The 25,646-nt window shown below is 63.0% G+C and carries 22 protein-coding genes; 11 read left to right on the top strand and 11 right to left on the bottom strand.

All coding sequences use genetic code 11. The annotated features are described in order from the left end of the window. Window positions 1-784 precede the first annotated feature (784 nt). From dnaA to C8K44_RS14405, 5 genes are all read left to right on the top strand, one after another. Entirely contained in the window at window positions 785-2,317 is a 1,533-nt protein-coding gene (gene dnaA / locus C8K44_RS14425) for a chromosomal replication initiator protein DnaA (RefSeq protein ID WP_109576498.1), read from the top strand. Window positions 2,318-2,518: 201 nt separating this feature from the next. Next, window positions 2,519-3,637: a DNA polymerase III subunit beta gene (gene dnaN, locus C8K44_RS14420; RefSeq protein ID WP_109576497.1), complete on the top strand. Its 1,119-nt coding sequence runs from the start codon at window positions 2,519-2,521 to the stop codon at window positions 3,635-3,637. Window positions 3,638-3,684: 47 nt separating this feature from the next. After that, window positions 3,685-4,836: a DNA replication/repair protein RecF gene (gene recF / locus C8K44_RS14415; protein WP_109576648.1), complete on the top strand. Its 1,152-nt coding sequence runs from the start codon at window positions 3,685-3,687 to the stop codon at window positions 4,834-4,836. A 52-nt stretch (window positions 4,837-4,888) separates the two neighbouring features. Continuing rightward, window positions 4,889-5,647: a molybdopterin-synthase adenylyltransferase MoeB gene (locus C8K44_RS14410; RefSeq protein ID WP_109576496.1), complete on the top strand. Its 759-nt coding sequence runs from the start codon at window positions 4,889-4,891 to the stop codon at window positions 5,645-5,647. 3 nt (window positions 5,648-5,650) lie between these two features. Then, window positions 5,651-6,133, top strand: coding sequence for a GNAT family N-acetyltransferase (locus tag C8K44_RS14405; RefSeq protein WP_109576495.1), 483 nt, complete (start codon window positions 5,651-5,653; stop codon window positions 6,131-6,133). A 61-nt stretch (window positions 6,134-6,194) separates the two neighbouring features. Here C8K44_RS14405 and C8K44_RS14400 read toward each other — a convergent pair whose 3' ends face one another. Then, window positions 6,195-7,196: a D-glycerate dehydrogenase gene (locus C8K44_RS14400; RefSeq protein WP_109576494.1), complete on the bottom strand. Its 1,002-nt coding sequence runs from the start codon at window positions 7,194-7,196 to the stop codon at window positions 6,195-6,197. Window positions 7,197-7,367: 171 nt separating this feature from the next. On the opposite strand from C8K44_RS14400, the gene C8K44_RS14395 reads away from it, so the two are divergent. Next, entirely contained in the window at window positions 7,368-7,925 is a 558-nt protein-coding gene (locus tag C8K44_RS14395; protein ID WP_109576493.1) for an SH3 domain-containing protein, read from the top strand. A 41-nt stretch (window positions 7,926-7,966) separates the two neighbouring features. Here the strand turns inward: C8K44_RS14395 and irrA are convergent, their stop codons facing one another. Continuing rightward, a complete protein-coding gene (irrA, locus tag C8K44_RS14390; RefSeq protein WP_348626333.1) occupies window positions 7,967-8,392 on the bottom strand; it encodes an iron response transcriptional regulator IrrA in 426 nt (141 codons plus the stop codon). A gap of 248 nt (window positions 8,393-8,640) precedes the next feature. On the opposite strand from irrA, the gene fabA reads away from it, so the two are divergent. The 5 genes from fabA to C8K44_RS27300 all read left to right on the top strand — a co-directional run bounded on the left by fabA (window position 8,641) and on the right by C8K44_RS27300 (window position 13,900). Beyond that, window positions 8,641-9,159 carry a 3-hydroxyacyl-[acyl-carrier-protein] dehydratase FabA gene (fabA, locus tag C8K44_RS14385; RefSeq protein WP_109576491.1) on the top strand — a complete coding sequence of 173 codons (519 nt, stop codon included), beginning with the start codon at window positions 8,641-8,643 and terminating at the stop codon, window positions 9,157-9,159. A gap of 30 nt (window positions 9,160-9,189) precedes the next feature. Further along, window positions 9,190-10,413, top strand: a complete 1,224-nt coding sequence (gene fabB, locus C8K44_RS14380; RefSeq protein ID WP_109576490.1) for a beta-ketoacyl-ACP synthase I — start codon at window positions 9,190-9,192, stop codon at window positions 10,411-10,413. A 10-nt stretch (window positions 10,414-10,423) separates the two neighbouring features. Continuing rightward, window positions 10,424-11,236, top strand: a complete 813-nt coding sequence (gene fabI / locus C8K44_RS14375) for an enoyl-ACP reductase FabI (protein WP_109576489.1) — start codon at window positions 10,424-10,426, stop codon at window positions 11,234-11,236. Window positions 11,237-11,330: 94 nt separating this feature from the next. Continuing rightward, window positions 11,331-12,869 (top strand): bifunctional diguanylate cyclase/phosphodiesterase, encoded by a 1,539-nt coding sequence (locus C8K44_RS14370; protein WP_109576488.1) that lies wholly within the window; start codon window positions 11,331-11,333, stop codon window positions 12,867-12,869. Between the two features lie 332 nt (window positions 12,870-13,201). Then, window positions 13,202-13,900, top strand: a complete 699-nt coding sequence (locus tag C8K44_RS27300) for a hypothetical protein (RefSeq protein WP_245417483.1) — start codon at window positions 13,202-13,204, stop codon at window positions 13,898-13,900. Window positions 13,901-13,989: 89 nt separating this feature from the next. On the opposite strand, the gene C8K44_RS14355 is transcribed toward C8K44_RS27300, so the two are convergent. The 9 genes from C8K44_RS14355 to nusA all read right to left on the bottom strand — a co-directional run bounded on the left by C8K44_RS14355 (window position 13,990) and on the right by nusA (window position 25,619). Then, window positions 13,990-15,006, bottom strand: coding sequence for a class I SAM-dependent methyltransferase (locus C8K44_RS14355; protein WP_109576485.1), 1,017 nt, complete (start codon window positions 15,004-15,006; stop codon window positions 13,990-13,992). Window positions 15,007-15,093: 87 nt separating this feature from the next. Then, on the bottom strand, window positions 15,094-17,241 hold the full coding sequence (gene pnp, locus C8K44_RS14350; protein WP_109576647.1) for a polyribonucleotide nucleotidyltransferase: 2,148 nt from the start codon (window positions 17,239-17,241) through the stop codon (window positions 15,094-15,096). 365 nt (window positions 17,242-17,606) lie between these two features. Continuing rightward, entirely contained in the window at window positions 17,607-17,981 is a 375-nt protein-coding gene (gene rpsO / locus C8K44_RS14345; protein ID WP_281062995.1) for a 30S ribosomal protein S15, read from the bottom strand. A 56-nt stretch (window positions 17,982-18,037) separates the two neighbouring features. Then, entirely contained in the window at window positions 18,038-19,093 is a 1,056-nt protein-coding gene (gene corA, locus C8K44_RS14340) for a magnesium/cobalt transporter CorA (RefSeq protein WP_199227097.1), read from the bottom strand. A 77-nt stretch (window positions 19,094-19,170) separates the two neighbouring features. Beyond that, window positions 19,171-20,118 (bottom strand): tRNA pseudouridine(55) synthase TruB, encoded by a 948-nt coding sequence (truB, locus tag C8K44_RS14335; protein ID WP_109576484.1) that lies wholly within the window; start codon window positions 20,116-20,118, stop codon window positions 19,171-19,173. Window position 20,119: 1 nt separating this feature from the next. Continuing rightward, window positions 20,120-20,527 carry a 30S ribosome-binding factor RbfA gene (rbfA, locus tag C8K44_RS14330; RefSeq protein WP_109576644.1) on the bottom strand — a complete coding sequence of 136 codons (408 nt, stop codon included), beginning with the start codon at window positions 20,525-20,527 and terminating at the stop codon, window positions 20,120-20,122. Between the two features lie 114 nt (window positions 20,528-20,641). Continuing rightward, window positions 20,642-23,347, bottom strand: coding sequence for a translation initiation factor IF-2 (gene infB, locus C8K44_RS14325; RefSeq protein WP_109576483.1), 2,706 nt, complete (start codon window positions 23,345-23,347; stop codon window positions 20,642-20,644). Next, window positions 23,344-23,994 (bottom strand): RNA-binding protein, encoded by a 651-nt coding sequence (locus tag C8K44_RS14320; protein ID WP_109576482.1) that lies wholly within the window; start codon window positions 23,992-23,994, stop codon window positions 23,344-23,346. The genes infB and C8K44_RS14320 overlap by 4 nt, the downstream gene beginning before the upstream one ends. 32 nt (window positions 23,995-24,026) lie before the next feature. Continuing rightward, window positions 24,027-25,619, bottom strand: coding sequence for a transcription termination factor NusA (gene nusA, locus C8K44_RS14315; protein ID WP_109576481.1), 1,593 nt, complete (start codon window positions 25,617-25,619; stop codon window positions 24,027-24,029). Window positions 25,620-25,646: the final 27 nt, after the last annotated feature.

The following is a 25,646-nucleotide window of genomic DNA, read 5'->3' as shown; positions in this document are numbered from 1 at the left end:
TTCTTTTGCCGGCACGGGGCCGAAAAAGCCGCCCAAAGGGCCGCCGGCGCATGCCCTTCGGGAAGCGGATACTTTGCCGGCATATGCGGTTATTCTTATAACTACAACCGCCACAAGCAGCCCCCTGTTAAGACTCACCGTGGCAGAATTTTCCCTTTAACTTCATATAGTTGCACGCGGTCATCCACAGGTTGTTCAACTCGCCTGCGGGGCCTGGGGGACAAGTTAGTGTCAAGCGGATTCTTTTAAAAATTTTTCCAATGGAGCGCGATTTTCTTCGTTCCCCGGAAAAGGGTTTGAATCACAAAGGTTTTGTCCGTGCGAAAGCGACAGGCAGGCTTTGAATCCGCTCCCGAGGTAAGCAGATTCATTAAAAACGGGTTAGACTCGGCCTTGCCCTGTCCACAGCGATTTTTGTAAGGTCTTTTTCATCGAAGGGACGGGCACCTAGCCCTCTGCCAAGCCTAAAAATCGGCGGCGTTCTCGGCGTGGATGGAATCCGCGATCGGGGGAGGCATGCTCACTTCGATGTATACTTGGGGCGTGTGGGGATACACGGCATGGTGACTTTGCATAACGCCGGCGGCTTCGCCGGTTGGCTACGCATTTGCCTGGTGCTGCTGCCCCCCGCAGCACTGGCCTTCCGAAAGCGCGACAAGGCGCTGGGCGAAGGCGACTAGGGGCTCAGCCGGAGACGGCCAGCATCCCGAATGAACACACCGGTGGCGATGCGAGCGGCGCGTCTCCATTTGGCTAACAGAACCGAAGATTAGGGATTGCGACAATGCAAAGCGGCATCGAAAGGGAAGCAAATGGGGGCTTTCTTTTTACCGGTGAACTGATCGAGGACAACGCAGTGGCAGCAACCAGCGCCGCAGAGAAGAACTTTGACCGGGTCAAGACGCAGCTGCAGGTTCGCCTGGGCAGCGAGGTATTCTCAAGCTGGTTCGGCCGCATGAAGCTTGCGGAAACGTCGAAGGGCGTCGTGCGCCTTTCGGTGCCGACCGCGTTCCTGCGTTCCTGGATCAACAGCCACTATCTCGACCTCATTTCCGAGCTTTGGCGCCAGGAAGAGCCCGAGCTTCTGAAGCTCGAAATCATCATCCGCACGGCGACCCGCGTGGCGCGTCCCGGCGTGGAGACCGAGGCAACGGCGCTGCGCAAGCCGGTGCGCCAGACCCAGACCACCCTTGCCGCGAGCACGGTTGCCGCGGGCCGCACAGAGCGCCCCGCCCCGGCCCGCAGCGGCACGGCGGACCAGGAGTTCAAGCAGAGCGTCCTCGGCTCGCCGCTCGACCCGCGCTATACTTTCCAGTCCTTCGTCGAGGGCCCGTCCAACCGCGTGGCACTGGCCGCCGCACGCGCAGTGGCGGAATCGAACTCGCGTTTCAACCCGCTGTTCCTCCACGCCACGGTCGGCCTCGGCAAGACGCATCTGCTTCAGGCGATCGCCGCCGAGTCGCTGCGTCAGAACCCGAAGTCGCGCGTCGTCTACCTTACCGCCGAATACTTCATGTGGCGCTTTGCGACTGCGATTCGTGACAACAACGCGCTGACGCTCAAGGAACAGCTGCGCGACATCGACCTCTTGATCATCGACGACATGCAGTTCCTGCAGGGCAAGTCGATCCAGCACGAGTTCTGCCATCTCATCAACATGCTGCTCGACTCGGCCAAGCAGGTCGTGGTCGCGGCAGACCGTCCGCCAGCGGAACTGGAATCGCTTGAACCGCGCGTACGTTCGCGCCTCAATGGCGGCGTGGCGCTCGAAATGTCGGCTCCGGATTTCGGCATGCGCCTTGGTATGCTCAAGTTGCGCTTTGCCGGCGCCAAGCACGAAGACCCCAACCTGGCCATGGACGAGGAAATCCTCACCCATGTCGCGCGCACCGTGACCGGATCGGGACGCGAGCTTGAAGGCGCCTTCAACCAGCTGATCTTCCGCCAGTCGTTCGAGCCCCAGCTGTCGATCGAGCGCATCGACGAGATCCTCGGCCACATCTACCGCTCCGGCGAGCCCAAGCGCGTGCGCATCGAAGACATCCAGCGCATCGTCGCGCGGCACTACAACGTGTCGAAGACCGAGCTTTTGTCGAACCGCCGCACCCGCACCATCGTCAAGCCGCGCCAAATCGCGATGTATCTGGCCAAGGTCATGACGCCGCGTTCGTTGCCCGAAATCGGCCGGCGCTTCGGTGGTCGCGACCACACAACGGTGCTGCACGCCGTGCGCAAGATCGAGGACCTTTCCGGCGGCGACAATACGCTGGCCCAGGAGCTCGAACTGCTGAGAAGGCTGATCAACGACCAGGCCTGACGGTTTGTCGGCACAGGCGGCGAGTTGACGCCTGAGACTTATCCCCAGAACGCCCGTGCAACCGCCTAGGAGTGGCTGCGCGGGCTTGCCTTTCCGGTCTTTTTACTGTCAGACTCAGCGGAATTCCGATCGTGTTGCGGGCTTTCCGGGCGCATTCGAGCCCGTGAGCCCGCACCTTCAAATAAGCGAGCCTGTTTCGTCATGCGTGTTATCCTGGAACGCTCCAATCTGTTGAAGTCGCTGAACCACGTGCACCGCGTGGTGGAACGGCGGAACACGATTCCGATCCTGTCCAACGTGCTCTTGCAGGCCAATGGCGCGAGCCTCGAACTGAAGGCCACCGACCTCGACCTCGAGATCTCGGAAGCAACGCCTGCCAGCGTCGAGCAAGGCGGTGCGACCACCGTTCCGGCCCACCTGCTCTACGACATCGTGCGCAAGCTGCCTGACGGCGCTGAAGTGATGCTGAAAACCGACGAGGACGGCAACGCCATGTCGGTGGTGTCGGGCCGCTCGAGCTTCCGGCTCCAGTGCCTGCCGCAGTCGGATTTCCCCGAGCTTTCGGCTGGAACGTTTTCCCATATCTTCCGGCTCGATGCCCACGCGCTCAAGGGCCTGATCGAAAAGACCCAGTTCGCCATCTCCACCGAAGAGACGCGCTACTATCTCAACGGCATCTACCTGCACACCCATGAGAGCGGCGGCAAGCTGATGCTGCGCGCGGTCGCCACCGACGGCCACCGCTTGGCACGCGCCGAAGTCGAAGCGCCCGCCGGCTCCGAGGGCATGCCGGGCATCATCATCCCGCGCAAGACCGTTTCCGAATTGCAGAAGCTGATCGACGATCCGGATATTGCGGTGACGACGGAGATTTCCGACACCAAGATGCGGTTGACCATCGGTGGCGTGATCCTGACCTCGAAGCTGATCGACGGCACCTTCCCCGACTATCAGCGCGTCATTCCGAGCGGCAACGACAAGCAGCTGGTCATCGACCGCCAGAGCTTTGCCGCCGCCGTCGATCGCGTCTCGACGATTTCGTCCGAGCGCGGCCGCGCCGTGAAGCTTTCGATCGCCGACGGACTGGTGACGCTCGCCGTCAACAACCCCGATTCGGGCAGTGCTGTCGAAGAGCTTCCCGCCGACTATGCCTCGGACCCGATCGAGATCGGCTTCAATGCCAAGTACCTGCTCGACGTCGCCGCCCAGCTCAAGGGTAGCGAAGCGCGCTTCATGCTGGCGGACGCCGGATCGCCCACGCTCATCCACGACACAGCCGACGAGAATGCTCTCTACGTGCTGATGCCGATGCGCGTGTAGCGCGCGAACCCATGCAAGAGCCGGATACGGGGGGAGAGCGGAAGCGCATCCCCTCGACGCATATCAGTAAGCTCCAGCTTACGGACTTCCGTAACTACACCTCGTTGTCGCTTGACCTCAGGCCAGGCGCTGTCGTGTTCACTGGTGAAAACGGCGCCGGCAAGACCAACCTCCTCGAAGCCATCTCCTTCCTGACACCTGGACGCGGCCTGCGCCGAGCGCCCTACCCCGACGTCGCACGCGAAGGCAGTGCCGACGGCTTTGCAGTGCACACCACCATCGAAGGTCCGTTCGGCGATGCCGAGATCGGCACGGGCACGGCACCCGAAACCGCCAATGAGGCAGGGCGCCGCATTCGTATCAATGGCGCCAACGCCAAGGCCGACGACATGCTGGAATGGCTGCGCGTGGTGTGGCTGACACCATCGATGGACGCGCTGTTCACCGGCCCGGCCGGCGACAGAAGGCGATTCCTGGACCGTCTGGTGCTGGCGATCGATGCCGCGCACGGCCAGCGCGCGCTCGACTATGAAAAGGCGATGCGCGGCCGCAACCGGCTTCTTGCCGAAGATCGCCGCGACCGCGCATGGTTCGACGCCATCGAGATGCAGATGGCCGAAACTGGCGCGGCAATCGCTGCCGCACGCGTCGAGATGGTACGGCTGTTGACCGCCATGATCGGGCGGATGCCCGAAACCGGACCCTTCCCGCAAGCCGAGCTCAGCCTCGCTGGAACGCTCGAGCAGAGCATCGGCGACATGCCGGCGGTGGAACTGGAAGAGCGTTTCCGTCAAGCATTGGCCGACGGACGCGACCGCGACCGTGCTGCGGGACGCACGCTCGAAGGCCCGCACCGTTCCGACCTGCTGGTTCGTCACAAGCCGAAATCCATGCCGGCGGAGCTGTGCTCGACCGGCGAGCAGAAAGCGCTTTTGATCGGCATCGTCATTTCGCACGCACGCTTGACCGGCGAAATGGCAGGTTCAGCTCCTATTCTTCTGCTCGACGAGATCGCCGCCCACCTCGACGCCGGGCGGAGGGCAGCCCTGTTTTCGATTCTGGAAGAACTCAATTGCCAGGCCTTCATGACCGGCACCGAGGCGAGCCTGTTTTCGAGCCTTGCCGGGCGGGCGCAGTTCCTGACCGTCGATCACGGCAGCGTCAGCGCCACTGTCTTGCCCGACGGCATGGACCCATAGATCGCACCGCCACCGGACTGACAAGCAGAACTGGCGGCGGTATGGTTGCGCCATGAACCAGGCAGCCCCCCTCTCCCCGCAAGAACTCGAACGTTACGCCCGCCATATCGTGCTGCCGGAGATCGGCGGCCCGGGCCAGCAGAAGCTGAAACGCGCGCGTGTGCTGGTGATCGGTGCCGGCGGGCTCGGCGCGCCGGTGCTCGAATATCTTGCCGCCGCCGGTGTCGGCACGCTCGGCATTGTCGACGACGACCACGTCTCTTTGTCCAATCTGCAACGCCAGGTGATCCACGACACCCAGTCGGTCGGCATTTCCAAGGCAGAGAGCGCCAAGGCAACCATCGCCCGCATCAATCCGCATGTGGCGGTGGAATTGCACAAGCTGAGGCTGACCGCCGAAAACGCTGGCGAGCTCATCGCCGGCTACGATCTGGTGATCGACGGCTCCGACAACTTCGAGACGCGATATGCGGTTGCTGATGCTTGTGCTGTGGTGAAGCGGCCGCTTGTGCATGCCGCGGTTGGACGATTCGACGGCTCGATCACCGTGCTGAAACCGTTCGAGACGGGCGCCGACGGGCGCCGCAACCCTTCCTATCGCGACCTCTTCCCCGAGCCGCCACCCGCTGGGCTGGTGCCGTCTTGTGCCCAGGCCGGCGTTCTGGGCGCTCTGACCGGTGTCATGGGCACGTTGCAGGCGATGGAAGCGATCAAGCTGATCACCGGCATAGGCGAGCCGCTGGTCGGTCGGCTCTTGCTCTACGATGCACTCGGCGCGCGTTTCGACACCGTGCGCTACAAAGCCTCGTGAACCATGGGCGTTGACGTGACCGTTGCGCGTCTGCCCCGGGACTTCGACCGCTGGGACGAGCTTCTCGATCTGATCATGCGCTCCTTTGCCTATATGGACGGCGTCATCGACCCACCGTCCTCCGCGCATCGGCTGACACCGGCCAATCTGCGCGACAAGGCCAGCGACGAGGTCTGCTTCATCGCCATGATGGACAGGCGGCTCGTCGGCTGCATCTTCCTGGCCGAAAGGGCGGAGTTGTTTTATGTCGGCAAGCTTGCCGTCGACGACGGGGTGCGTGGCGCGGGCATCGGCCGGGCGCTGATGCTGGCGGCCGAGCGCCACGCCATCGATCAGGGCAAGCCGGTTCTCGAACTCCAGACCCGAATCGAGCTTGCCGCCAACCACGCGACCTTCGCCAAACTCGGTTTCGTCGAGTCCGAACGCACCGCGCATGAAGGCTTCGACCGGCCGACTTCGATCACCTTTCGAAAGGCGCTCGGATAAGCCTCGTCTTGAAGGCAAGCTGGCGGCGAATCGTCGGCAACACGATGATGCAGGGCCCTGATCAGGTCCTCAGCGGCAGCACGCGATCGGGCGGGCGATGCCCGTCGACATGAGCGCGGATGTTGATGATGACCTTTTCGCCCATGTCGATTCGGCCCTCGATGGTCGCCGAGCCCATGTGAGGCATCAGCACCACCTTGCCCTTGGCAGCGAGCTTGAGCAGCTTGTGGTTGACCGCCGGCTCGTGCTCGAAGACGTCGAGGGCTGCACCGGCAAGCTTGCCGTCCTGCAGCATCTTGACCAGGGCATCCTCGTCGATGATGTCGCCACGGGCGATGTTGACGAGGTAAGCATGCGGCTGCATCAGCGCCAGCCTGCGGCCCGACAGCAAATGGAAGGTCGCCGGCGTCGAGGGGCAGTTGATCGAGATGATGTCCATGCGGGCGAGCATCTGGTCGAGGCTTTCCCAATAGGTCGCCTCGAGTTCGTCTTCGACCGACTGCAGCACGCGGTGGCGGTTGTGATAGTGGATCGACAGACCGAAAGCCTTGGCGCGGCGCGCAACTGCGGTACCGATGCGGCCCATGCCGACAATGCCGAGGCGCTTGCCGCCGATGCGGCGGCCGAGCATCCAGGTCGGCGACCAGCCGGCCCACTTCTTGTCGCCGGTGAGAACGCTGGCGCCCTCGGTCAGCCGGCGCGGCACGGCGAGCATCAACGCCATGGTCATGTCGGCCGTGTCCTCGGTGAGAACGTTCGGCGTGTTGGTGACCGTGATGCCGCGCTTGGAGGCAGCCGTGACGTCGATCTTGTCGACGCCGTTGCCGAAATTGGCGATCAGCTTGAGATTGGGGCCCGCCTGCTCGATCAGGGCCGCATCGATCGTGTCGGTGACCGTCGGCACCAGGACGTCGGCTTCCTTGACGGCTGCAACCAACTCCGGTTGGGTCATGGGCCTGTCGTCGACATTCAGGCGCGCGTCGAACAACTCGCGCATGCGCGTCTCGACCTGGTCGGGCAGCTTGCGCGTAATGACGACGAGAGGCTTTTTTCGACCGGCCATTCTATCCTCGACGAAGATCTCGTTGAGACCTCTTTAACCAAGACCGGCGAAACTGCAAACCGATCCATGAGCGGTAATCTGTGTAACAAGCAGTTCCGACGAAGACAAAGAAAAAGGGCGCCCCTTCTCCCCGAAGGCAAAGGGTGCCAAGTTCAAACAGAGGTTACGGAAGTGTCTGGTTTCGCGTCGCTCCGTCTGGCCGTCAGCGCAGCCCTGATCGGTCTTGCTTTCGTTTCGCCCGGCGCCGGTTTCGCCGGTGCCGCGCTCGCGGCGCAGAATGTCACGCTCGGCCCAAGCGGCCTGCCGCTGCCGCGATTCGTCAGCCTCAAGTCGGGCAAGGTCAATTCGCGCATCGGCCCCGGCGTCAACTATCCGGTCGACTGGCTCTACATGAAGCCGGGCCTGCCGATGGAGATCATCCAGGAGTATGACAACTGGCGGCGGGTGCGCGATTCCGAAGGCGCCGAAGGCTGGATCAACCAGTCGCTGCTGTCGGGTCACCGCACCGCAATGACGGCACCCTGGCAGCGCGGCAAGCCGGCGCAGATCAACCTGCTCGCCAGGCCCGAACAGGGCGCGCGCACCGTCGCGATCGTCGATCCCGGCGTCATCGGTTCGATCAAGCAGTGCAATGGCCAATGGTGCGAGATGTCGTTTGCCGGCACCAGCGGCTGGCTCAACCAGTCGCAAGTTTGGGGCGCCTATCCAGGCGAAAGCATCGAGAACTGATCGATTTGCCCCCGGCCACCAAGGCCGGGAACTCTGGGGCATCAGGCCGGGCGTTTGGGCCTGAGCCTCACCACGATATCGACATTGGCGATTTCCATGCCCTCCGGGGGCTCCGGCAGGTTGGTGACAGTGACGGGGCCCGATTCGATATCGAAAACCCGGTTTTCGCCTTCGACGAAGAAGTGGTGGTGATCGGAGGTATTGGTGTCGAAATATGTCTTCGACCCCTCGACCGCGAGAATGCGCAAAAGCCCGGACTCGGTGAACTGGTGCAGTGCGTTGTAGACGGTCGCCAGCGACACCGGCACCCCGGCCGACAACGCTTCCTCATGCAGCTCTTCCGCAGAAAGGTGGCGGTCGCCCTTGGCGAACAGCAATTCGGCCAACGCGATGCGTTGACGCGTGGGCCTCAGCCCCGCATCGCGGACACGCATTTCCACAGCAATACTGGTCTTGCGGGAATCCACTCGTCGCCTCGCGAAGTTCGCCTTCGTCCCTCTTCACGCCTGCCAAGCACGCCAAGATTGAATTGGCAGCCGGCAAGCCATGCCAGACATATATTCTGTAGCTCAAATGCGATCAATAGCGCGCATTGACCCAGGCGGAAGTGCACGTTAATCGCAAACGCCGGTTTCCGGCAGCAAACAGTCTGTGCTAGTGAGAGCACACAAGAAGGGCGTAGCCGCGCCCGAAAGCTTTGACGGGGAAGGTGTTCATGGCCGATCAGAAATCCAGCTACGGCTACGAAGAGTTGCTGGCGTGTGCCCGCGGCGAGCTGTTTGGACCCGGCAATGCCCAGTTGCCCGCTCCGCCGATGCTGATGTTCGATCGCATCACCGAGATCAGTGAGACCGGCGGCGAGTTCGACAAGGGCTTCGTCCGCGCCGAGTTCGACATCAAGCCGGATCTTTGGTTCTTCCCCTGCCACTTCATCGGCAACCCCATCATGCCTGGCTGCCTCGGCCTCGACGCCATGTGGCAGTTGACCGGCTTCTACCTCGGCTGGCTCGGCGAGCAGGGCAAGGGCATGGCGCTGTCGACCGGCGAAGTGAAGTTCAAGGGCATGGTCACGCCTTCGGTGAAGAAGGTCGAATACGGCATCGACTTCAAGCGCGTCATGCGCGGCCGCCTGGTTCTTGGCATCGCCGATGGCTGGTTGAAGGCCGACGGCGAACCTATCTACAAGGCCATCGACCTGAAGGTCGGGCTCTCGAAGCAGGAAGCCGCAGCCTAAGGCTGCCGGACATTCTGAAAGGAAAACTGAATGAGACGGGTCGTCGTATCTGGCCTTGGAATCGTGTCGTCCATCGGCAACAACGCTTCCGAAGTTCAAGCCTCACTGCGTGACGCCAAGTCCGGCATCAGCTTCTCCAACGATTTCGCCGAGCATGGCTTCAAGTGCCAGGTCTGGGGTGCCCCGAACCTCGACACGACCGAACTCGTAGACCGCCGCGCCGCCCGCTTCCTGTCTCAGGGCGGCATGTGGAACCATGTCGCAATGAAGCAGGCGATCGCCGACAGCGGGCTCGAAGAGAGCGACATTTCCGGCAATGAACGCACCGGCATCATCATGGGTTCGGGCGGTCCTTCGACGCGCACGATCGTGGAAGCGTCTGAGATCACGCTGAAGAACAACAGCCCCAAGCGCATCGGACCGTTCGCGGTACCGAAGGCGATGTCGTCGACGGCTTCGGCGACGCTGGCCACCTGGTTCAAGATCCACGGCGTCAACTATTCGATCTCCTCGGCCTGCTCGACCTCTGCGCATTGCATCGGCAACGCGGCGGAGATGATCCAGTGGGGCAAGCAGGACATCATGTTCGCGGGCGGTCACGAAGACCTCGACTGGACAATGTCGAACCTGTTCGATGCCATGGGCGCGATGTCGTCCAAGTATAACGACCGCGCTGCGGTCGCCTCGCGCGCCTACGACCTCAACCGCGACGGCTTCGTCATTGCCGGTGGTGCTGGCGTTCTGGTGCTCGAAGAGCTCGAACATGCCAAGGCGCGCGGCGCCAAGATTTACTGCGAACTGGTTGGCTATGGCGCGACCTCCGACGGCTACGATATGGTCGCACCGTCGGGCGAAGGTGCGATCCGCTGCATGCGCCAGGCGCTGTCGACGGTGAAGGGACCGGTCGACTACATCAACACCCATGGCACCTCGACGCCGGTGGGCGATTCGAAAGAAATGGGCGCCATCCGCGAAGTTTTCGCGGACAAGATGCCGAACATCACCTCGACCAAGTCGCTGACCGGTCACTCGCTGGGCGCCGCCGGCGTGCAGGAATCGATCTATTCGATCCTGATGATGCAGGGCGGCTTCATTGGTGAGAGCGCGCATATCGAGGAACTCGATCCGGAGTTCGAAGGCATGCCGATCGTGCGCAAGCGCATCGATAACGCCAAGATCGACACGGTTCTGTCCAACTCCTTCGGCTTCGGCGGTACCAACGCCACGCTCGTTTTCCAGCGCCTCTCGGCATAGGGACACCGACATGGACGGATTGATGAAGGGCAAGCGCGGGCTCGTCATGGGCGTCGCGAACGACCACTCGATTGCCTGGGGTATCGCACAGAAGCTCGCCGAGCATGGCGCCGAACTGGCTTTCACCTATCAGGGCGAAGCCTTCGGCCGCCGCGTCAAGCCGCTGGCCGAAAAGGTTGGCGCGTCGCTCATCATCCCTTGCGACGTCGAAGACAGCGCCTCGGTTGCCGCGACCTTCGAGACCCTGAAGGAAAAGTGGGGCGGTATCGACTTCCTGGTGCATGCCATCGGCTTTTCCGACAAGAACGAGCTCAAGGGCCTCTACGCCGACACCACGCGCGAAAACTTCGTCCGCACCATGGTGATCTCGTGCTTCTCCTTCACCGAGGTTGCCAAGCACGCGGCCGCCCTGATGAACGAAGGCGGATCGATGATCACCCTGACCTATGCCGGTTCGGTGCGCGTCATGCCGAACTACAACGTGATGGGCGTCGCCAAGGCTGGCCTCGAGGCCAGCGTGCGTTATCTCGCCAATGACTACGGCCCGCGCGGCATTCGCATCAACGGTATCTCGGCCGGCCCGGTGCGGACGCTGGCAGGCGCCGGCATCTCGGATGCGCGGCACATGTTCTCCTACCAGCAGCGCAACTCGCCGCTACGCCGCACGGTAACCATCGACGAGGTCGGCGGCTCGGCGCTCTATCTGCTCTCCGACCTGTCGTCGGGTGTGACCGGCGAGATCCACTACGTCGATTCGGGCTATCACATCGTCTCGATGCCGACGCTGGACGAACTCAAGCAGATGGACGGCGGGCGGGACTAAAAAGGGTGCCCGACGCTAAAATTGTAGACAATCGAGCCAAGCGATCTTAACGAGCGAACCGGTAGTAACGACGCGCAAGTTAGGAACACCACGCATGCCTGCCGTCAGGAACCCCAGCCGAAGCCCGTTGTTTCGGATCGTCACTATCGCCAGTTCCGGAATGGGCAGCTTCGTCCTCGGTGTGTGGGGCCTGAAATTCGCTCTTGGCGACAGTGTCGGCGGCCTGTCGAGCGACACTGTCGGTGCGATCATTGCGGCCCTTTGCGCACTGGCCGCTTCGATCGCCGCGGCGTCGTTCTTCGCCGGCGTGGACGAATCGGCCGATTATGTCTTCAACGAAACCCACTATGACAAGCTGACCGGGCTCATGGCGCGCACGGCCATGGTCGGCAAGATCGCCGAAGCGGCATCCGCCACTGCGCGCACCGGCAGGCCGGTGTTCCTCATCGACATCGACATCGACCGCTTCAAGCAGATCAACGATGCCATCGGCTACAGCAATGGTGACGCCCTGATCCGAGCCTTCACGGCAAGGCTCAAGGCGGCTTTGCCGAGCGACGTTGTTCTCGGGCGCATCGGCGCCGGCGAATTCGCCATTCTCTACCCCGATCAGATGCTCAGCAGCTCGCTTGAAGCACTGATCGACCGCCTCATCCACGACCTGATGCGACCCTACCCGCTGCCGTCGCATCTCCAGTCGGTCAACGTTTCGGTCGGCGTCGTCGCCATGCCCAAGGACGGCTACGACCCGGTCGTGCTTTTGCGCCGTTCGAACCTCGCGCTGCAGAATGCGCGAGCCAGCGGTATCGGCGGCTGGGCCGTCTTCCAGCCCGAAATGGGCAGGGTTGCCGACCATCGCCAGTGGGTGGAATCGGAGCTGCATATCGCGTTCGAGCGCGGCGATTTCGACCTGCATTACCAGCCGCAACTCGACCTGTCGTCCGGTCGTGTCGTCGGCTACGAGGCCCTGCTCCGCTGGCGCCACCCCGAGCGCGGCATGATCTCGCCGGCCGAGTTCATCTCTGTCGCCGAAGAAACCGGCATGATCGCCCCGATCGGCGAGTGGGTGCTGCGCAAGGCCTGCATCGATGCCCGCCAGCTGCCCGACGACTGCTTCGTAGCGGTCAACATTTCACCGGTGCAGTTCATGACCCGCGACTTCCTCGGCATCGTCGAGCGGATCATGAAGGAAACCGGCATCGAGCCGAAACGGCTTGAACTGGAACTGACCGAATCGGCGATGATGCAGGACCGCGACCGCGCGGCCCTGATCCTCAAGCAACTGACGGCGATAGGCATTTCGGTGGCAGTCGACGATTTCGGCACCGGCTACTCGAACCTCGCCTATCTGATCGACTTTTCGTTCCACAAGCTCAAGATCGACCGTTCCTTCGTCAGCCGCATGGAAACCGACAGCAATTCGGGTGCGGTTGTCTCGACCATCGTTGGCCTGTCACGCGCGCTCGGCGTGCGCACCATCGCCGAGGGCGTGGAGACAGAGCACCAGGCGACCCTACTCAAGGCCGCCGGCTGCCAGGAAGTCCAGGGCTATTTCTTCGGACGCCCGGCCCCACTCGAAATCGGCGACCCCGCGCTCACGCAGCCCACGGCTCCGGCCTCGATCATCCACTAAGCGAAATCCCGGCGAAACCTGCCTGACCGGAACGACGCCGGATGAGCAGGCCGCAGCTACCATTTCCCAAGTCAGGCGGCGTGGACCATCTGGGATGGGCACGACTTGCGGGAGTCGGCTCGTAGGCCACTGCAGGTTGACCGGATTGACAAACCCCTACGATACTCAAGAGTGATCGGCGCAAGCCGTTTGACGGCGATCTACTGAACCGGGGGTCAGCATGGCTTTCTTCATAATGATCGCGGAGCGGAGCATCTTCGCGTTTGGACTTCTGCTGTTCCTGTTCCAGATGGTCGCCCACGAGGTAGGATTGTGGTTCGGACGCCGCGATCGTGCGCGGGCCAAAGCCAGCCCGAAAGCGTCGGCATCGTGGTCGATGGCATGCTGGCCTTGCTGGCATTTGTATTGGCGCTGACGCTTCCTTCGCCAACACCCGTTTCAACGAGCGCCGTGATGGAGGTCTCGCCGAGGCGAATGCTATAGGTACCGGCTGGCTTCGCGCAAAGGCCATTGACAGCCCCCAGGCATTGCAGATCGCCGCCTCGCTCGAACAATATACGAAGATACGCGCCGACTTCGTCCGCGGAGATCGGGACGGAATCTCCTTCGATGAATTGAACCAGCAGACAGCCGCGCTCCAGACTCAGATGTGGGAGAACCTGACATCGATCGTGCGCGCCCAACCCAATGCCATCTCCAATTCGTTGATGGCCTCCCTGAACGATCTGTTCGACGCAAGCACTGCGGAACGCTTCGCCTTCGATGCGCGGCCTCCACCGCAGTTGTTCTGGCTGCTGATAGCGATGACGTTGCTGAGCGTTATCTGCCTCGGCTATCAGTTCGGCCTCAGGGGAAAGCCGTCACGTTTACTGGTTGCACTGCTCATGCTCATGTGGACATCGGTTATCGTCGACATACTGGACCTGGCTTCTGCTCGTTTCGGAAAGCTGCGGACCGCGACAACCGTGTATGAATGGTCCCTTCAAGGCTTCGGCGGAACCGTCGCCACCCCTCCACCGACACAGCCTTAGCGGCACGAGCCCTTGCACCGCGCCACCTCTGTGCATCGCGGCGGAGCACTCGCCATTGCGGCCATCCGTGGCTTGCCTCGGCCCGAAGATCAGCGCTTCGCCGCATAGACCCTGAAGGCGCTGTCGACGGCGATTTCCTCTACCGAGGCGAAGGCCTGCGCCAGCACCGGCAGGTAAGGCAGATGCCTGTTGGCCACCATGAACAGGCGTCCGCCCGGCTTGAGTGCGGCAGCGGCGGCCTTGATCATGCGCTGGCCGATCTCCGGATCGGCATCGCGGTCGAGGTGGAAGGGCGGGTTCATCACCACCACGTCATAGCGCCGCTCGACCGGCTCTTTGGTGAGGTCTTGCCAGTGGAACGCAGGCGTGACGGGAATATTGGGCACATTGGCCCTGGCCGCTTCGAGCGCATCGAAATCGGCTTCGAACAGGTCGAGCGCCTTAAGATCCTTGGCGCGCGCGGCGACCTCGGCCGCGACATACCCCCATCCGGCGCAGAAGTCGGCGACCTTGCCCTTGATGTCCGATGGCAGGCTGTCGACCAGAAGCCGAGTGCCCGCGTCGATACGCTCGAACGAAAACATGCCAGGCGCGGTACGGAAACGACCCTCCACCAACTGCTCGGGGTTGTCGGCGCGCAAGGTGGCCGCCGCGGCCTCGGCCTGCGCTGTACGGCGGAACCATAGCGCCGTGCCGTGATATTTCGGCAGATGGTCCTCGATCTCCAGCAGCGTGCCGAGCCGCTTGCGCAGGCTGGCGATGCCATCTTCCTTGCCGCCGGCAACGACCACCAGACCGCCTGGCACAACGCGTTCGATGGCTTCGGCGACACGCAACTCGTTGAGCCCGCGGTGACGGCCGGCGAGCACCAGGGCCATGTCGTAACCGTCTTCTTCGGCGCGGGCCGTCACATCATGCCCAGCGGCTGCCAGGGCCAGCACATGCGGGCGGAAGCCCTGGACAAGGGAAAGCCTCGCATCGAAGCCCTGCGGCCTCCTGAAGCCCGGCTCGGCGCCGATGAACAGTGCGCGCATGCCCTGCCCCGGCATCGCCAGCACCTCGGCTTCGAAGGGGTAGAACAGGGTCTTCAATGCTTCGCGCGTCATGGGAGGCTTCCAGTATTGTCGGTATGCTCAAAACGAAAACGGGCGCGACCTTACGGCGCGCCCGCTTCATATCAAAAAGTGCTGCTATCAGGCTGCGGTTTCTTCGCCTTCAGCCTTCTTCTCGCGCGGAATTTCCTTGCCGGTGGTCTGGTCGACGACCTTCATCGACAGGCGAACCTTGCCGCGCTCGTCGAAGCCCATCAGCTTGACCCAGACCTTGTCGCCTTCCTTGACCACATCCGAGGTCTTGGCAACGCGGTCGTTGGCAAGCTGCGAGATGTGGACGAGGCCGTCGCGCGGGCCGAAGAAGTTGACGAAGGCGCCGAAGTCAGCGGTCTTGACGACCGTGCCTTCGTAGATCTCGCCGACTTCCGGCTCGGCCACGATGGTGTGGATCCACTTCTTGGCCGCCTCGATTTCCTTGGCGTTCGACGAAGCGATCTTGACCGTGCCGTCGTCTTCGATGTTGATCTTGGCGCCGGTCTTTTCGACGATCTCGCGGATGACCTTGCCACCCGAACCGATCACTTCGCGGATCTTGTCGGTGGGGATGTGCATGACCTCGATGCGCGGCGCGAACTCGCCGAGTTCCGCGCGGCCTTCCGACAGAGCCTTGGCCATTTCGCCGAGGATGTGCAGACGGCCGTCCTTGGCCTGGCCGAGCGCGATGTTCATGATCTCTTCGGTGATGCCGTCGATCTTGATGTCCATCTGCAGCGCGGTGATGCCGTTGGTCGTGCCGGCCACCTTGAAGTCCATGTCGCCGAGGTGATCCTCGTCGCCCAGGATGTCGGAGAGCACGGCGAAGCGCTCGCCTTCCTTGATCAGGCCCATGGCGATGCCGGCAACCGGCTTCTGCAGCGGAACGCCAGCATCCATCAGCGCGAGCGAAGTGCCGCAGACGGTTGCCATCGACGACGAGCCGTTCGACTCGGTGATCTCGGAGACGACGCGCAGCGTGTAGGGGAACTGCTCGGCAGCCGGCAGCATCGGGCGCACAGCGCGCCAGGCGAGCTTGCCGTGGCCGATTTCGCGGCGGCCGGGCGAACCCATACGGCCGGTCTCACCCACCGAGTAGGGCGGGAAGTTGTAGTGAAGGAGGAACTTCTCCTTGTACATGCCGGTCAGCGAGTCGACATACTGCTCGTCTTCGCCGGTGCCGAGCGTGGCAACGACCAGCGCCTGGGTCTCGCCGCGGGTGAACAGCGACGAACCGTGGGTGCGCGGCAGGACGCCGACTTCGGAGACGATCTGGCGGACCGTCTTGAGGTCGCGGCCATCGATGCGCGAGCCGGTGTCGAGGATGTTCCAGCGCACGATCTTGGCCTGGAGTTCCTTGAACACGGTGGCGACCTTGTCGGCCGACCACTTCGGAGCTTCTTCGCCTTCAGCGGCGAAAGCAGCCTTGACCTTGGTCTTGACCGCGTCGACGGCGGCGTAGCGGGCCTGCTTGTCGGTGATCTTGTAGGCGTCGCGCAGCTCGCCCTCGACGATCTTCAGCATCTCGGCTTCGAGTTCCGAGTTATCAGGCGCGGTGAAGTCGCGCGGGTCCTTGGCGGCGACTTCCGCCAGCTTGATGATGGCGTCGATGACGGGCTGGAAGCCCTTGTGGCCGAACATGACGGCGCCGAGCATGACGTCTTCAGCCAGTTCCTTGGCTTCCGACTCGACCATCAGAACGGCGGCATCGGTGCCGGCGACGACGAGGTCGAGCTTCGACTCCTGCATCTCGTCGATGTGCGGGTTGAGCACGTATTCGCCGTTGATGTAGCCGACGCGCGCGCCGCCGATCGGGCCCATGAAAGGCACGCCCGAAAGCGTCAGGGCGGCCGAGGTGGCGACGATCGACAGGATATCAGGATCGTTTTCGAGGTCGTGCTGGACGACGGTGACGACGATCTGGGTGTCGTTCTTGTAGCCGTCGGCGAAGAGCGGACGGATCGGACGGTCGATCAGGCGCGAGACCAGCGTTTCCTTCTCGCTCGGACGGCCTTCACGCTTGAAGTAGCCGCCGGGGATCTTGCCGGCTGCGTAGGTCTTTTCCTGGTAGTTGACGGTCAGCGGGAAGAAATCGAAGCCCGGCTTCGGCTCCTTGGCCGAAACGACGGTGGCGAGAACGACGGTCTCGCCATAGGTGGCGAGAACGGCGGCGTCAGCCTGACGGGCGATCTTGCCGGTCTCGAGGATGAGCGGACGGCCGCCCCATTCGATTTCAACTTTGTGGTGATTGAACATGTTCTGTCCTTCGTGGCGGGAATGGCCGACGCCGCATTCCGGCGTGCCAATTTCCCTGGCTTGTTCGGCGCGCATTTGTGAAAAACCGACTGGTCTTCCGCACGCGCCTGGGCTTCGGTTTGGCCAGCCACGGGCAAGACAACAAGAGGCTCGGTTGGGAATGTAGGCCGCAAAGCGGCCGACCGAACGTCCTGCAATCCTGCCCCATGACCGTCCATGGGTGGTTCGGGCGCTTCCCTATAACGCTCCGGACCCTTCTTCAGCACGACCACACGGTGTGGCGGGATCGGCCGATGGACCACCAGATCGGTGGCCCGAATGCGCGACCGGCGGGCTCTCGCAGGGAGAGCCCGCCGGTCAATTCATCAGCGGCGCAGACCGAGCTTCTCGATCAGCGTCTGATAGCGTGCGTCGTCCTTGCGCTTGAGGTAGTCAAGCAGGCTGCGACGCTGGGAAACGAGCGCCAGGAGGCCACGACGGGAGTGATTGTCCTTCTTGTGGTCCTTGAAGTGCTCGGTCAGGTTCTTGATGCGCTCGGAGAGGATGGCAACCTGGACTTCCGGCGAACCGGTGTCGCCCTTGGCGGTTGCGAATTCAGTCATCAGTTCCGACTTGCGCTCGGCAGTAATCGACATCGTGTTTTTCCTTTCGATCTGGAGGAAACGGGACGCCCACGGCCGGGATGTCGTCCAGCTGGGGCCGATGAACAAAGCACTCAAAAGCGCAATGTTGCGGCGCATATAGTGGAATTTGGCGGCAAATGCCAGCTATTTCGCAAGCCGGCTCCTGAGCGCCATCACAGCCACCGTCGCCGCTTGAAAATGATCACCAGCCCGACCGCCACGAAAGCCATGAAGCCCAAAGCCGCCGGATAGCCATAGACCGTCTTCAGTTCCGGCATGTTCTCGAAGTTCATGCCCCAAATGCCGGCGAGGAAGGTGAGCGGGATGAAGATCGCCGAGACGATGGTGAGAACGCCGATGATCTCGTTGGTGCGCGACTGCGACAGCGACAGGTGCATCTCGATCAACCCGATCATCGTTTCGCGCTGCGACTCGACTGTTTCGGTCAGCCTGATCGAATGATCGAGCGTGTCGTTGAAGTAGACCTTGGTCTCCGCCGAGATGAAGGCGGCGTCCGAGCGGATCAGGGTCGTCAACGCGTCACGCAGCGGCCAGATCGTGCGCTTGAGCAGGTTGGTTGCTCGGCGCAGGCCATGCAGCTGGCCGATCTGATGCTTTTGCGGCGACGCGAGCAATTCGTCCTCGATCTTGTCCACGGTGTCGCCGGTCGCGTCGACGACTGGAAAGTAGCTGTCGACCACCGCATCGATCAGCGCATAAGCGAGATAGTCCGCCTTGCGGTGGCGCAAGCGGCTTGGATTGGACGTGCGGATGCGCTGTCGCACCGGCTCGAACGGATCGCCCTCGCGCTCCTGGAAGGTGACGACGAACTTGTCGTTGAAGAAGAAGGAAATCTGCTCGTAGCGCCCGCTCTTGGCGTCGTCGATCATGCTGAGCACGAAGAAGGCATGATCGTCGAAAAAATCCGCCTTGGGCCGCTGACCGGTGTTGACCACATCCTCCAGCGCCAGCGTGTGCAGGCCGAAGATATGTCCGATCTGCTCGATCAGGTCGATGTTGGCGAGGCCGACACAATCAAGCCAGATGACCGGCCAGCTGTCGCAAGCGGCCGCAACGTCGTCGAGGCTGGCATTGTCGACGAACTCGCAGGCGTCGGGCGAGATGAGGGTCAGGTTGAGCGCCGACTGGCGCGCGGCCGGATCGGCGATCAGCGTCCCAGGCGAGGCCCCTATCGGGGCCCGTCTGCCATGCCTGTTAGCGCGTTTCACAGTCGGCTCGCTCCATCGTGTCGTCGCGCGGAATCACATGCAGCGATCCAATCGGAAACGGCGATGGCAAACAAGGGTCAGGCGGTGAACACGCGCTTGGGCTTGAACATGCCCTGCTCGATCGCGCCGATGGCAACGAGCTTGCCGCGCGCGGTGGCGCAGGCCTCTTCGGCCTCCACTGGCGCATCGCGGCCGCGCACGATGACGGGGTTGCCGAGCCTGATCTTGTTGGCGGCTTCGTCGGTCACCGCCACTTGAGGCATGCACTCGAGTGCCGCCGAGGTGTCGACCACGAAGTCGTCGATCGCGGTGAAGTCCCACTTGCCCTCTTCGCCATCGGGCTGCCCGGCGGCGCGAGCGGCCTCCAGTTCGGCGATGGTGACAAAGTCTTCGGCAGTGAAGGGATCGACCTCGGTGCGGCGAAGGTCGGAGATATGGCCAAAGCAGCCGAGATCGCGGCCCATGTCGCGAGCAAGCGAGCGGACATAGGTGCCCTTGCCGCAATCGATCTCGAAGACCGTACGATCGGGCGAGTTTTCGATGATCTCGAGGCGGCCGATCTCCACCTCGCGGGCTGGAATGTCGACCGTCGCACCTTCGCGAGCAAGATCATAGGCGCGCTCGCCGGCGATCTTGATCGCCGAAAACTGCGGCGGCGTCTGCATGATCACGCCGGTGTAATTCGGCATGACCGCACGGATCTCTTCTTCGGACGGACGCTTGTCCGAAGTTTTCGTCACCGGACCCTCGAGGTCGTCGGTGGAGCGCTCTTCGCCCCAGGATACGGTGAAGCGGTAAACCTTGGCGCCGTCCATGACGTAGGGCACGGTTTTGGTGGCTTCGCCGAGCGCGATCGGCAGCATGCCCGACGCAAGCGGGTCGAGCGTGCCGGCGTGTCCGGCCTTTTCGGCATTGAACAGCCATTTGATCTTGGAGACGGCCTCTGTCGAGCCCATGCCCACAGGTTTGTCCAGCACCAGCCAGCCGGAGACGGGCCGGCCTTTCTTCTTGCCGCGACGCGACATGTCAGTCTTCCTTGTCTTCTTCGCCGTCGAGGTCGCGCGCCACTTCGGGCGAGCGCAGCAGATCGTTGATCTTGGCGAAATTGTCGTAACTGGTGTCCAGCCGGAAACGGAATTCCGGCATGTATTTCATCTGCTTGAGGGCGAATGAAACGCGGCCACGGATGAACTTGGCGTATTTGTTGAGCGCGGCGATGACCGCGTCGGGATCCTTGGCGCCGATCGGCGACACAAAGGCGGTGGCTATCTTGAGGTCAGGCGACATGCGCACCTCGGTGATCGAAATGACCGTCGTTTCGATCACCGGATCGATGATCTCTCCGCGCGGGAGCATTTCGGAAAGCGCATGACGCACCTGTTCGCCGACGCGAAGCTGGCGCTGGGATGGGCCTGAACTCTGAAAACGCGACATGATCCTGAAAATCCATATGTCGCAGGAGGCGGAATGGGACCGCACATCCTGCTGCACGAAAACGGACGGCGGCCGAACGGCCACCGTCCAAACGATTAGACAAATGCCAGAGGCTTAGAGCCTCCGGGTCACCATCTCCACGCGGAAGCACTCGATGACATCGCCCTGGCGCATGTCTTCGTAGTTCTGGAACGCCATACCGCATTCCTGACCGACCGGCACTTCCGAGACTTCGTCCTTGAAGCGCTTGAGCGTCTTGAGCGTGCCTTCGTGGATGACGACGTTGTCGCGGATCAGGCGGACGCCCGCACCACGTTCGACCTTGCCTTCGGTGACACGGCAGCCAGCGACCTTGCCCGTCTTCGTGATGTTGAAGACTTCGAGGATCTCGGCGTTGCCGATGAAGGTTTCGCGGCGTTCCGGCGACAGCAGGCCCGACATCGCATCCTTAACGTCATCCACGAGGCTGTAGATGATGTTGTAGTAGCGGATTTCGATGCCCGACTGTTCAGCGGCGTGACGCGCCTGCGCATTGGCGCGGACGTTGAAGCCGATGATCGCCGCACCCGAGGTTTCGGCAAGCGTGACGTCGCTTTCGGTGATCGCGCCGGCGCCCGAATGGACGATGCGGGCACGCACCTCGTCGGTGCCGAGCTTGTCGAGGGCCGCGATGATCGCTTCGACCGAACCCTGCACGTCACCCTTGATGATGAGCGGGAATTCCTTGAGGCCGGACGACTGCAGCTGCGACATCATCTGCTCGAGCGAACCGCGCTGCGTGGCGTGCTTGGCGACAGCCTTGTCGCGCGCCAGACGCTGGCGGTACTCGGTGATCTCGCGGGCACGAGCCTCGTTGTTGACCACCGCGAAGCGGTCGCCAGCCTGGGGCGTGCCCTGGAGGCCGAGAATCTCGACCGGCATCGACGGCGGAGCTTCTTCAAGACGGTTGCCACGGTCGTCGACCAGGGCGCGCACGCGGCCCCACTGGTCGCCGGCGACGAGGATGTCGCCCGGCATCAGCGTACCGGTCTGCACCAGCACGGTCGCAACCGGGCCACGGCCCTTGTCGAGCTTGGCTTCGATGACGACACCCTCGGCCGTACGGTCGGGGTTTGCCTTGAGGTCGAGAACTTCGGCCTGCAGCAGGATCGCTTCGAGCAGCTTGTCGAGATTGGTGCCATTCTTGGCCGAAACCTCGACGTCGAGAACTTCACCGCCCATCGATTCCACGAAGACTTCGTGGCGCAGCAGCTCGGTGCGGACCTTCTGGGCGTCCGCGGAAGGCTTGTCGATCTTGTTGATCGCAACGATGATCGGCACGCCGGCAGCCTTGGCATGGCTGATCGACTCGATCGTCTGCGGCATGACGGAATCGTCGGCCGCGACCACAAGGATCGCAATGTCGGTCGCCTGGGCACCACGAGCACGCATCGCCGTGAAGGCGGCGTGGCCGGGGGTGTCGATGAAGGTGATCTTCTGACCGTTCTTCTCGACCTGGTAGGCGCCGATATGCTGGGTGATGCCGCCGGCTTCGCCCGACACGACATTGGCGTTGCGGATGGCGTCGAGCAGCGAGGTCTTGCCGTGATCGACGTGACCCATGATGGTGACGACCGGCGGACGCGAAACCAGCGTCGCGCTGTGATCGGCGATGTCGAACAGGCCTTCTTCGATGTCGGACTCGGCAACGCGGCGAACCGTGTGGCCGAATTCGGAAGCGACCAGCTCAGCCGTATCGGCGTCGATGACGTCGCCCGGCTTCATCATCTGACCTTGCTTCATGAAGAACTTGACGACCTCGACGGCGCGTTCGGACATGCGCTGGGCCAGTTCCTGAATGGTGATGGTCTCAGGAAGCACGACCTCGCGCACGATCTTCTCGCGCGTCTCCTGGTGCATCGCACGCTTGAACTTCTCCTGACGGCGACGCATCGCCGACAGCGAACGCGAACGCGCGTCTCCATCAGCGGAAGACAGCGCGGTATTGAGCGTCAGCTTGCCGCGGCGGCGATCGTCTTCGGTCTTGGTCTTGGCCGGACGGGCAACCTCGGGCGTCGCGATGCGGCGGATCGGCGTTGCAGCGGCGCCGGGACCAACGCGGCCCTTCGGCTTGGCTTCCACTTCGTCCGGCACATTGGCCTCGAGGGCTGCGGCCGGCGCACGACGACGGGCTTCGTCCTCGGCGCGACGGCGCGATTCGGCCTCGCTCTTGAGGCGGGCTTCCTCTTCGGCCTGACGGCGAGCGGACTCTTCGCGCTCCTTGCGGCGGCGCTCGTCTTCCTCGGCGCGGCGACGCGCGTCCTCGACGGCGCGAGCACGCTCTTCCTGTTCACGCACGACCGAGCCTTCAAGGGCACGGCGGCGCGCGTCCATCTCGCTGCGCGACAATGAATTCAGCACCATGCCAGAGCGCTCGGGCTGACGAGCGGGCCTGGGCGTTTCGTTCACGACCGGCGCAGGAGCGCGTACCGGAGCAGGAGCTGCCACGACCGGCGGCGCCACAACGGGGGCTGCGACCGGCGCTGCCACGACAGGAGCAGCCGGCGCGGGTGCGGCCGGTGCAGGCGCTGCCGGCGTCGGTGCCGGCGCTGCGGCCTGCGGCTTGGGTGCAAAGACGGACGCTGCGGTCGGCGCGGGCTCGTGCTTGTCGCCGGGCATGGAGAACTTGCGCTTCTTCGTCTCGACAACGACCGCCTTGGTGCGGCCGTGCGAGAAGTTCTGGCGCACGGTTCCCTGCTCCGAACCCGGGCGCTTCAGCGTCAAGGTCTTCTTCGGAGTGACGCTCAACGTCTTGTCATCGCCCGATTTGGTGTCGCTCATTCCATATCCTCTGCGGCATCATCGTCGTAGGCAACCGCCGCAATCATTGCCAGATCATCCGGGGATCCGCCCCGATATCGGTCAAGCGCACCCACGCGCTTTGCGACCGCTTTTCCCGCGTCTCCCGCGAGGACGGCTGCATGTATCACATTTGTTGCCCCCAATGCCAAACCCAATTCGGCTTCCGAAAAAAGTTTGTAGGCGGGCGTTGCAGGCCCGCCGATATGCACTGTGGCCTTGCGGGCCTGGGTGATCTTGCGGACGCCGTCTTCGGCGCCCTCATAGGCATGGAGTACTAGAAGCGCCTTGCCGGCGCGGACCGTGGAGTCGACCTTGGCGGCACCTAGCGCCACCAGGCCGGCCTTTCGGGCAAGCCCGAGCGCGCCAAGCGCCGATTTGGCGAGCAGGCCGTCGACCATGGCGCCCAGTTCGGGCGGCACGACGACCTGGGCCTTGAAGGCGCGGGCGAACATGCCCTTGGCCGCAGCCTTGTCGACATGTAGGCGGTCTGCCGTCACCCAGCAACCGCGGCCGGGCAGATTTCTCTTGAGGTCCGGAAAAACGGTCGAATCCGGGCCGACGACGAATCGGATCAGATCATCCGGTTCGGCGCTCTTGCGCGTGACGATGCAGGTGCGATCGTTCATCTCGTCCAAGGGGTTCTCCAGCCGGCCTCACGTCACGCACCGGCGACGTCGGCTGGCTCTTCCTCGGACGCAACTTCGTCCTCGGCGATCCAACCGGCCATGCGTCGGGCAGCAACGACCATCTGTTCCGCATCGGTGCGCGAAACACCGTAATCGGCCAGCACACCTGGGAAGAACTTCGTCTCGCCGTCCTTGCGCTCCTTCCAGCCGACGAGATCGTCAGCCGCGTAGCCGGCGAAGTCCTCGACCGTCTTCACGCCGTCATTGCCGAGCGCCACCAGCATTGCAGTGGTGATGCCGGGGATCTCGCGCAGCTCGTCCTGCACGCCAAGCGCCTTGCGCTTGTCGTCGTGCTCGGCCTCGATCTTTTCCAGGTATTCGCGGGCGCGGGTCTGGATTTCGGACGCGGTGTCTTCGTCGAAGCCGTCGATCGATGCGATTTCGTCGGCATCGACATAGGCCACTTCCTCGACGCTGGTGAAGCCTTCGGAAGCCAGCACCTGGCCGACCATCTCGTCGACGTCGAGCGATTCCATGAACAGGGTCGAACGCTCGACGAATTCCTTCTGGCGGCGCTCCGACTCTTCCTGCTCGGTCAGGATGTCGATGTCCCAGCCGGTCAGCTGCGAAGCCAGACGCACGTTCTGGCCGCGGCGGCCGATGGCCAGCGACAGCTGATCGTCCGGAACCACCACTTCGATGCGCTCTGCGTCTTCGTCGAGAACGACCTTGGCGACTTCAGCCGGCTGCAGCGCGTTGACGATGAAGGAAGCGGCCGAAGGCGACCACGGAATGATGTCGATCTTTTCGCCCTGGAGCTCGCCGACCACGGCCTGGACGCGCGAACCGCGCATACCGACGCAGGCACCGACCGGATCGATCGAGCTGTCACGCGAAATGACGGCGATCTTGGCGCGCGAGCCGGGGTCGCGGGCAACCGACTTGATCTCGATGATGCCGTCGTAGATCTCCGGCACTTCCATGGTGAACAGCTTCGCCATGAACTGCGGATGGGTACGCGACAGGAAGATCTGCGGGCCGCGCTGTTCGCGGCGCACGTCGTAGACGTAAGCGCGGACGCGGTCGCCGTACTTGTAGTTTTCGCGGGGGATCAACTCGTCGCGGCGGATGATCGCCTCGCCACGACCGAGGTCGACGATGACGTTGCCATATTCGACGCGCTTGACGGTGCCGTTGACGATCTCGCCGATGCGGTCCTTGTATTCGTCATACTGACGGTCGCGCTCGGCTTCGCGCACCTTCTGGACGATGACCTGCTTGGCCGACTGGGCGGCGATTCGGCCAAAATCCATCGGCGGCAGCTGTTCGGCGATGAAGTCGCCGAGCTGGGCGTCGGGGTTGCGCTCGCGCGCCGACGACAATGCGATCTGAGTGGCATAGTCATCGACCTTTTCGACGACTTCCATCAGGCGCTGCAGCTTCATCTCGCCCGTATTGGGGTTGATGTCGGCGCGGATGTTGGTTTCCTGGCCATAACGCGAACGCGCGGCCTTCTGGATCGCATCGGCCATGGCGGCAATGACGATCGACTTGTCGATCGACTTCTCGCGGGCGACCGCGTCGGCGATCTGCAGCAGTTCGAGCCTGTTGGCGCTTACAACCATTGTCTTTCTCCCGGAGCGTTCGGCCAG

It is taken from the genome of Aminobacter sp. AP02 (genome assembly GCF_003148805.1).
Taxonomy (GTDB): Bacteria; Pseudomonadota; Alphaproteobacteria; order Rhizobiales; family Rhizobiaceae; genus Aminobacter.
The sequence above is the reverse complement of the archived record's forward strand: the minus strand, read 5'-3'. Positions and strand labels throughout refer to the sequence as shown.

What these genes read in the sequence shown, in the direction of transcription:
- pnp (WP_109576647.1), bottom strand. Translation starts at nt 17,241, where the DNA reads ATGTTCAATCACCACAAAGTTGAAATCGAATGGGGCGGCCGTCCGCTC.
- rbfA (WP_109576644.1), bottom strand. Translation starts at nt 20,527, where the DNA reads ATGTCGCGTTTTCAGAGTTCAGGCCCATCCCAGCGCCAGCTTCGCGTC.
- C8K44_RS14405 (WP_109576495.1), top strand. Translation starts at nt 5,651, where the DNA reads ATGGGCGTTGACGTGACCGTTGCGCGTCTGCCCCGGGACTTCGACCGC.
- dnaA (WP_109576498.1), top strand. Translation starts at nt 785, where the DNA reads ATGCAAAGCGGCATCGAAAGGGAAGCAAATGGGGGCTTTCTTTTTACC.
- infB (WP_109576483.1), bottom strand. Translation starts at nt 23,347, where the DNA reads ATGAGCGACACCAAATCGGGCGATGACAAGACGTTGAGCGTCACTCCG.
- C8K44_RS14400 (WP_109576494.1), bottom strand. Translation starts at nt 7,196, where the DNA reads ATGGCCGGTCGAAAAAAGCCTCTCGTCGTCATTACGCGCAAGCTGCCC.
- C8K44_RS14320 (WP_109576482.1), bottom strand. Translation starts at nt 23,994, where the DNA reads ATGAACGATCGCACCTGCATCGTCACGCGCAAGAGCGCCGAACCGGAT.
- dnaN (WP_109576497.1), top strand. Translation starts at nt 2,519, where the DNA reads ATGCGTGTTATCCTGGAACGCTCCAATCTGTTGAAGTCGCTGAACCAC.
- rpsO (WP_281062995.1), bottom strand. Translation starts at nt 17,981, where the DNA reads ATGCGCCGCAACATTGCGCTTTTGAGTGCTTTGTTCATCGGCCCCAGC.
- C8K44_RS14355 (WP_109576485.1), bottom strand. Translation starts at nt 15,006, where the DNA reads ATGACGCGCGAAGCATTGAAGACCCTGTTCTACCCCTTCGAAGCCGAG.
- fabI (WP_109576489.1), top strand. Translation starts at nt 10,424, where the DNA reads ATGGACGGATTGATGAAGGGCAAGCGCGGGCTCGTCATGGGCGTCGCG.
- fabA (WP_109576491.1), top strand. Translation starts at nt 8,641, where the DNA reads ATGGCCGATCAGAAATCCAGCTACGGCTACGAAGAGTTGCTGGCGTGT.
- nusA (WP_109576481.1), bottom strand. Translation starts at nt 25,619, where the DNA reads ATGGTTGTAAGCGCCAACAGGCTCGAACTGCTGCAGATCGCCGACGCG.
- truB (WP_109576484.1), bottom strand. Translation starts at nt 20,118, where the DNA reads ATGTCGCGTCGCGGCAAGAAGAAAGGCCGGCCCGTCTCCGGCTGGCTG.
- C8K44_RS14410 (WP_109576496.1), top strand. Translation starts at nt 4,889, where the DNA reads ATGAACCAGGCAGCCCCCCTCTCCCCGCAAGAACTCGAACGTTACGCC.
- fabB (WP_109576490.1), top strand. Translation starts at nt 9,190, where the DNA reads ATGAGACGGGTCGTCGTATCTGGCCTTGGAATCGTGTCGTCCATCGGC.
- C8K44_RS14370 (WP_109576488.1), top strand. Translation starts at nt 11,331, where the DNA reads ATGCCTGCCGTCAGGAACCCCAGCCGAAGCCCGTTGTTTCGGATCGTC.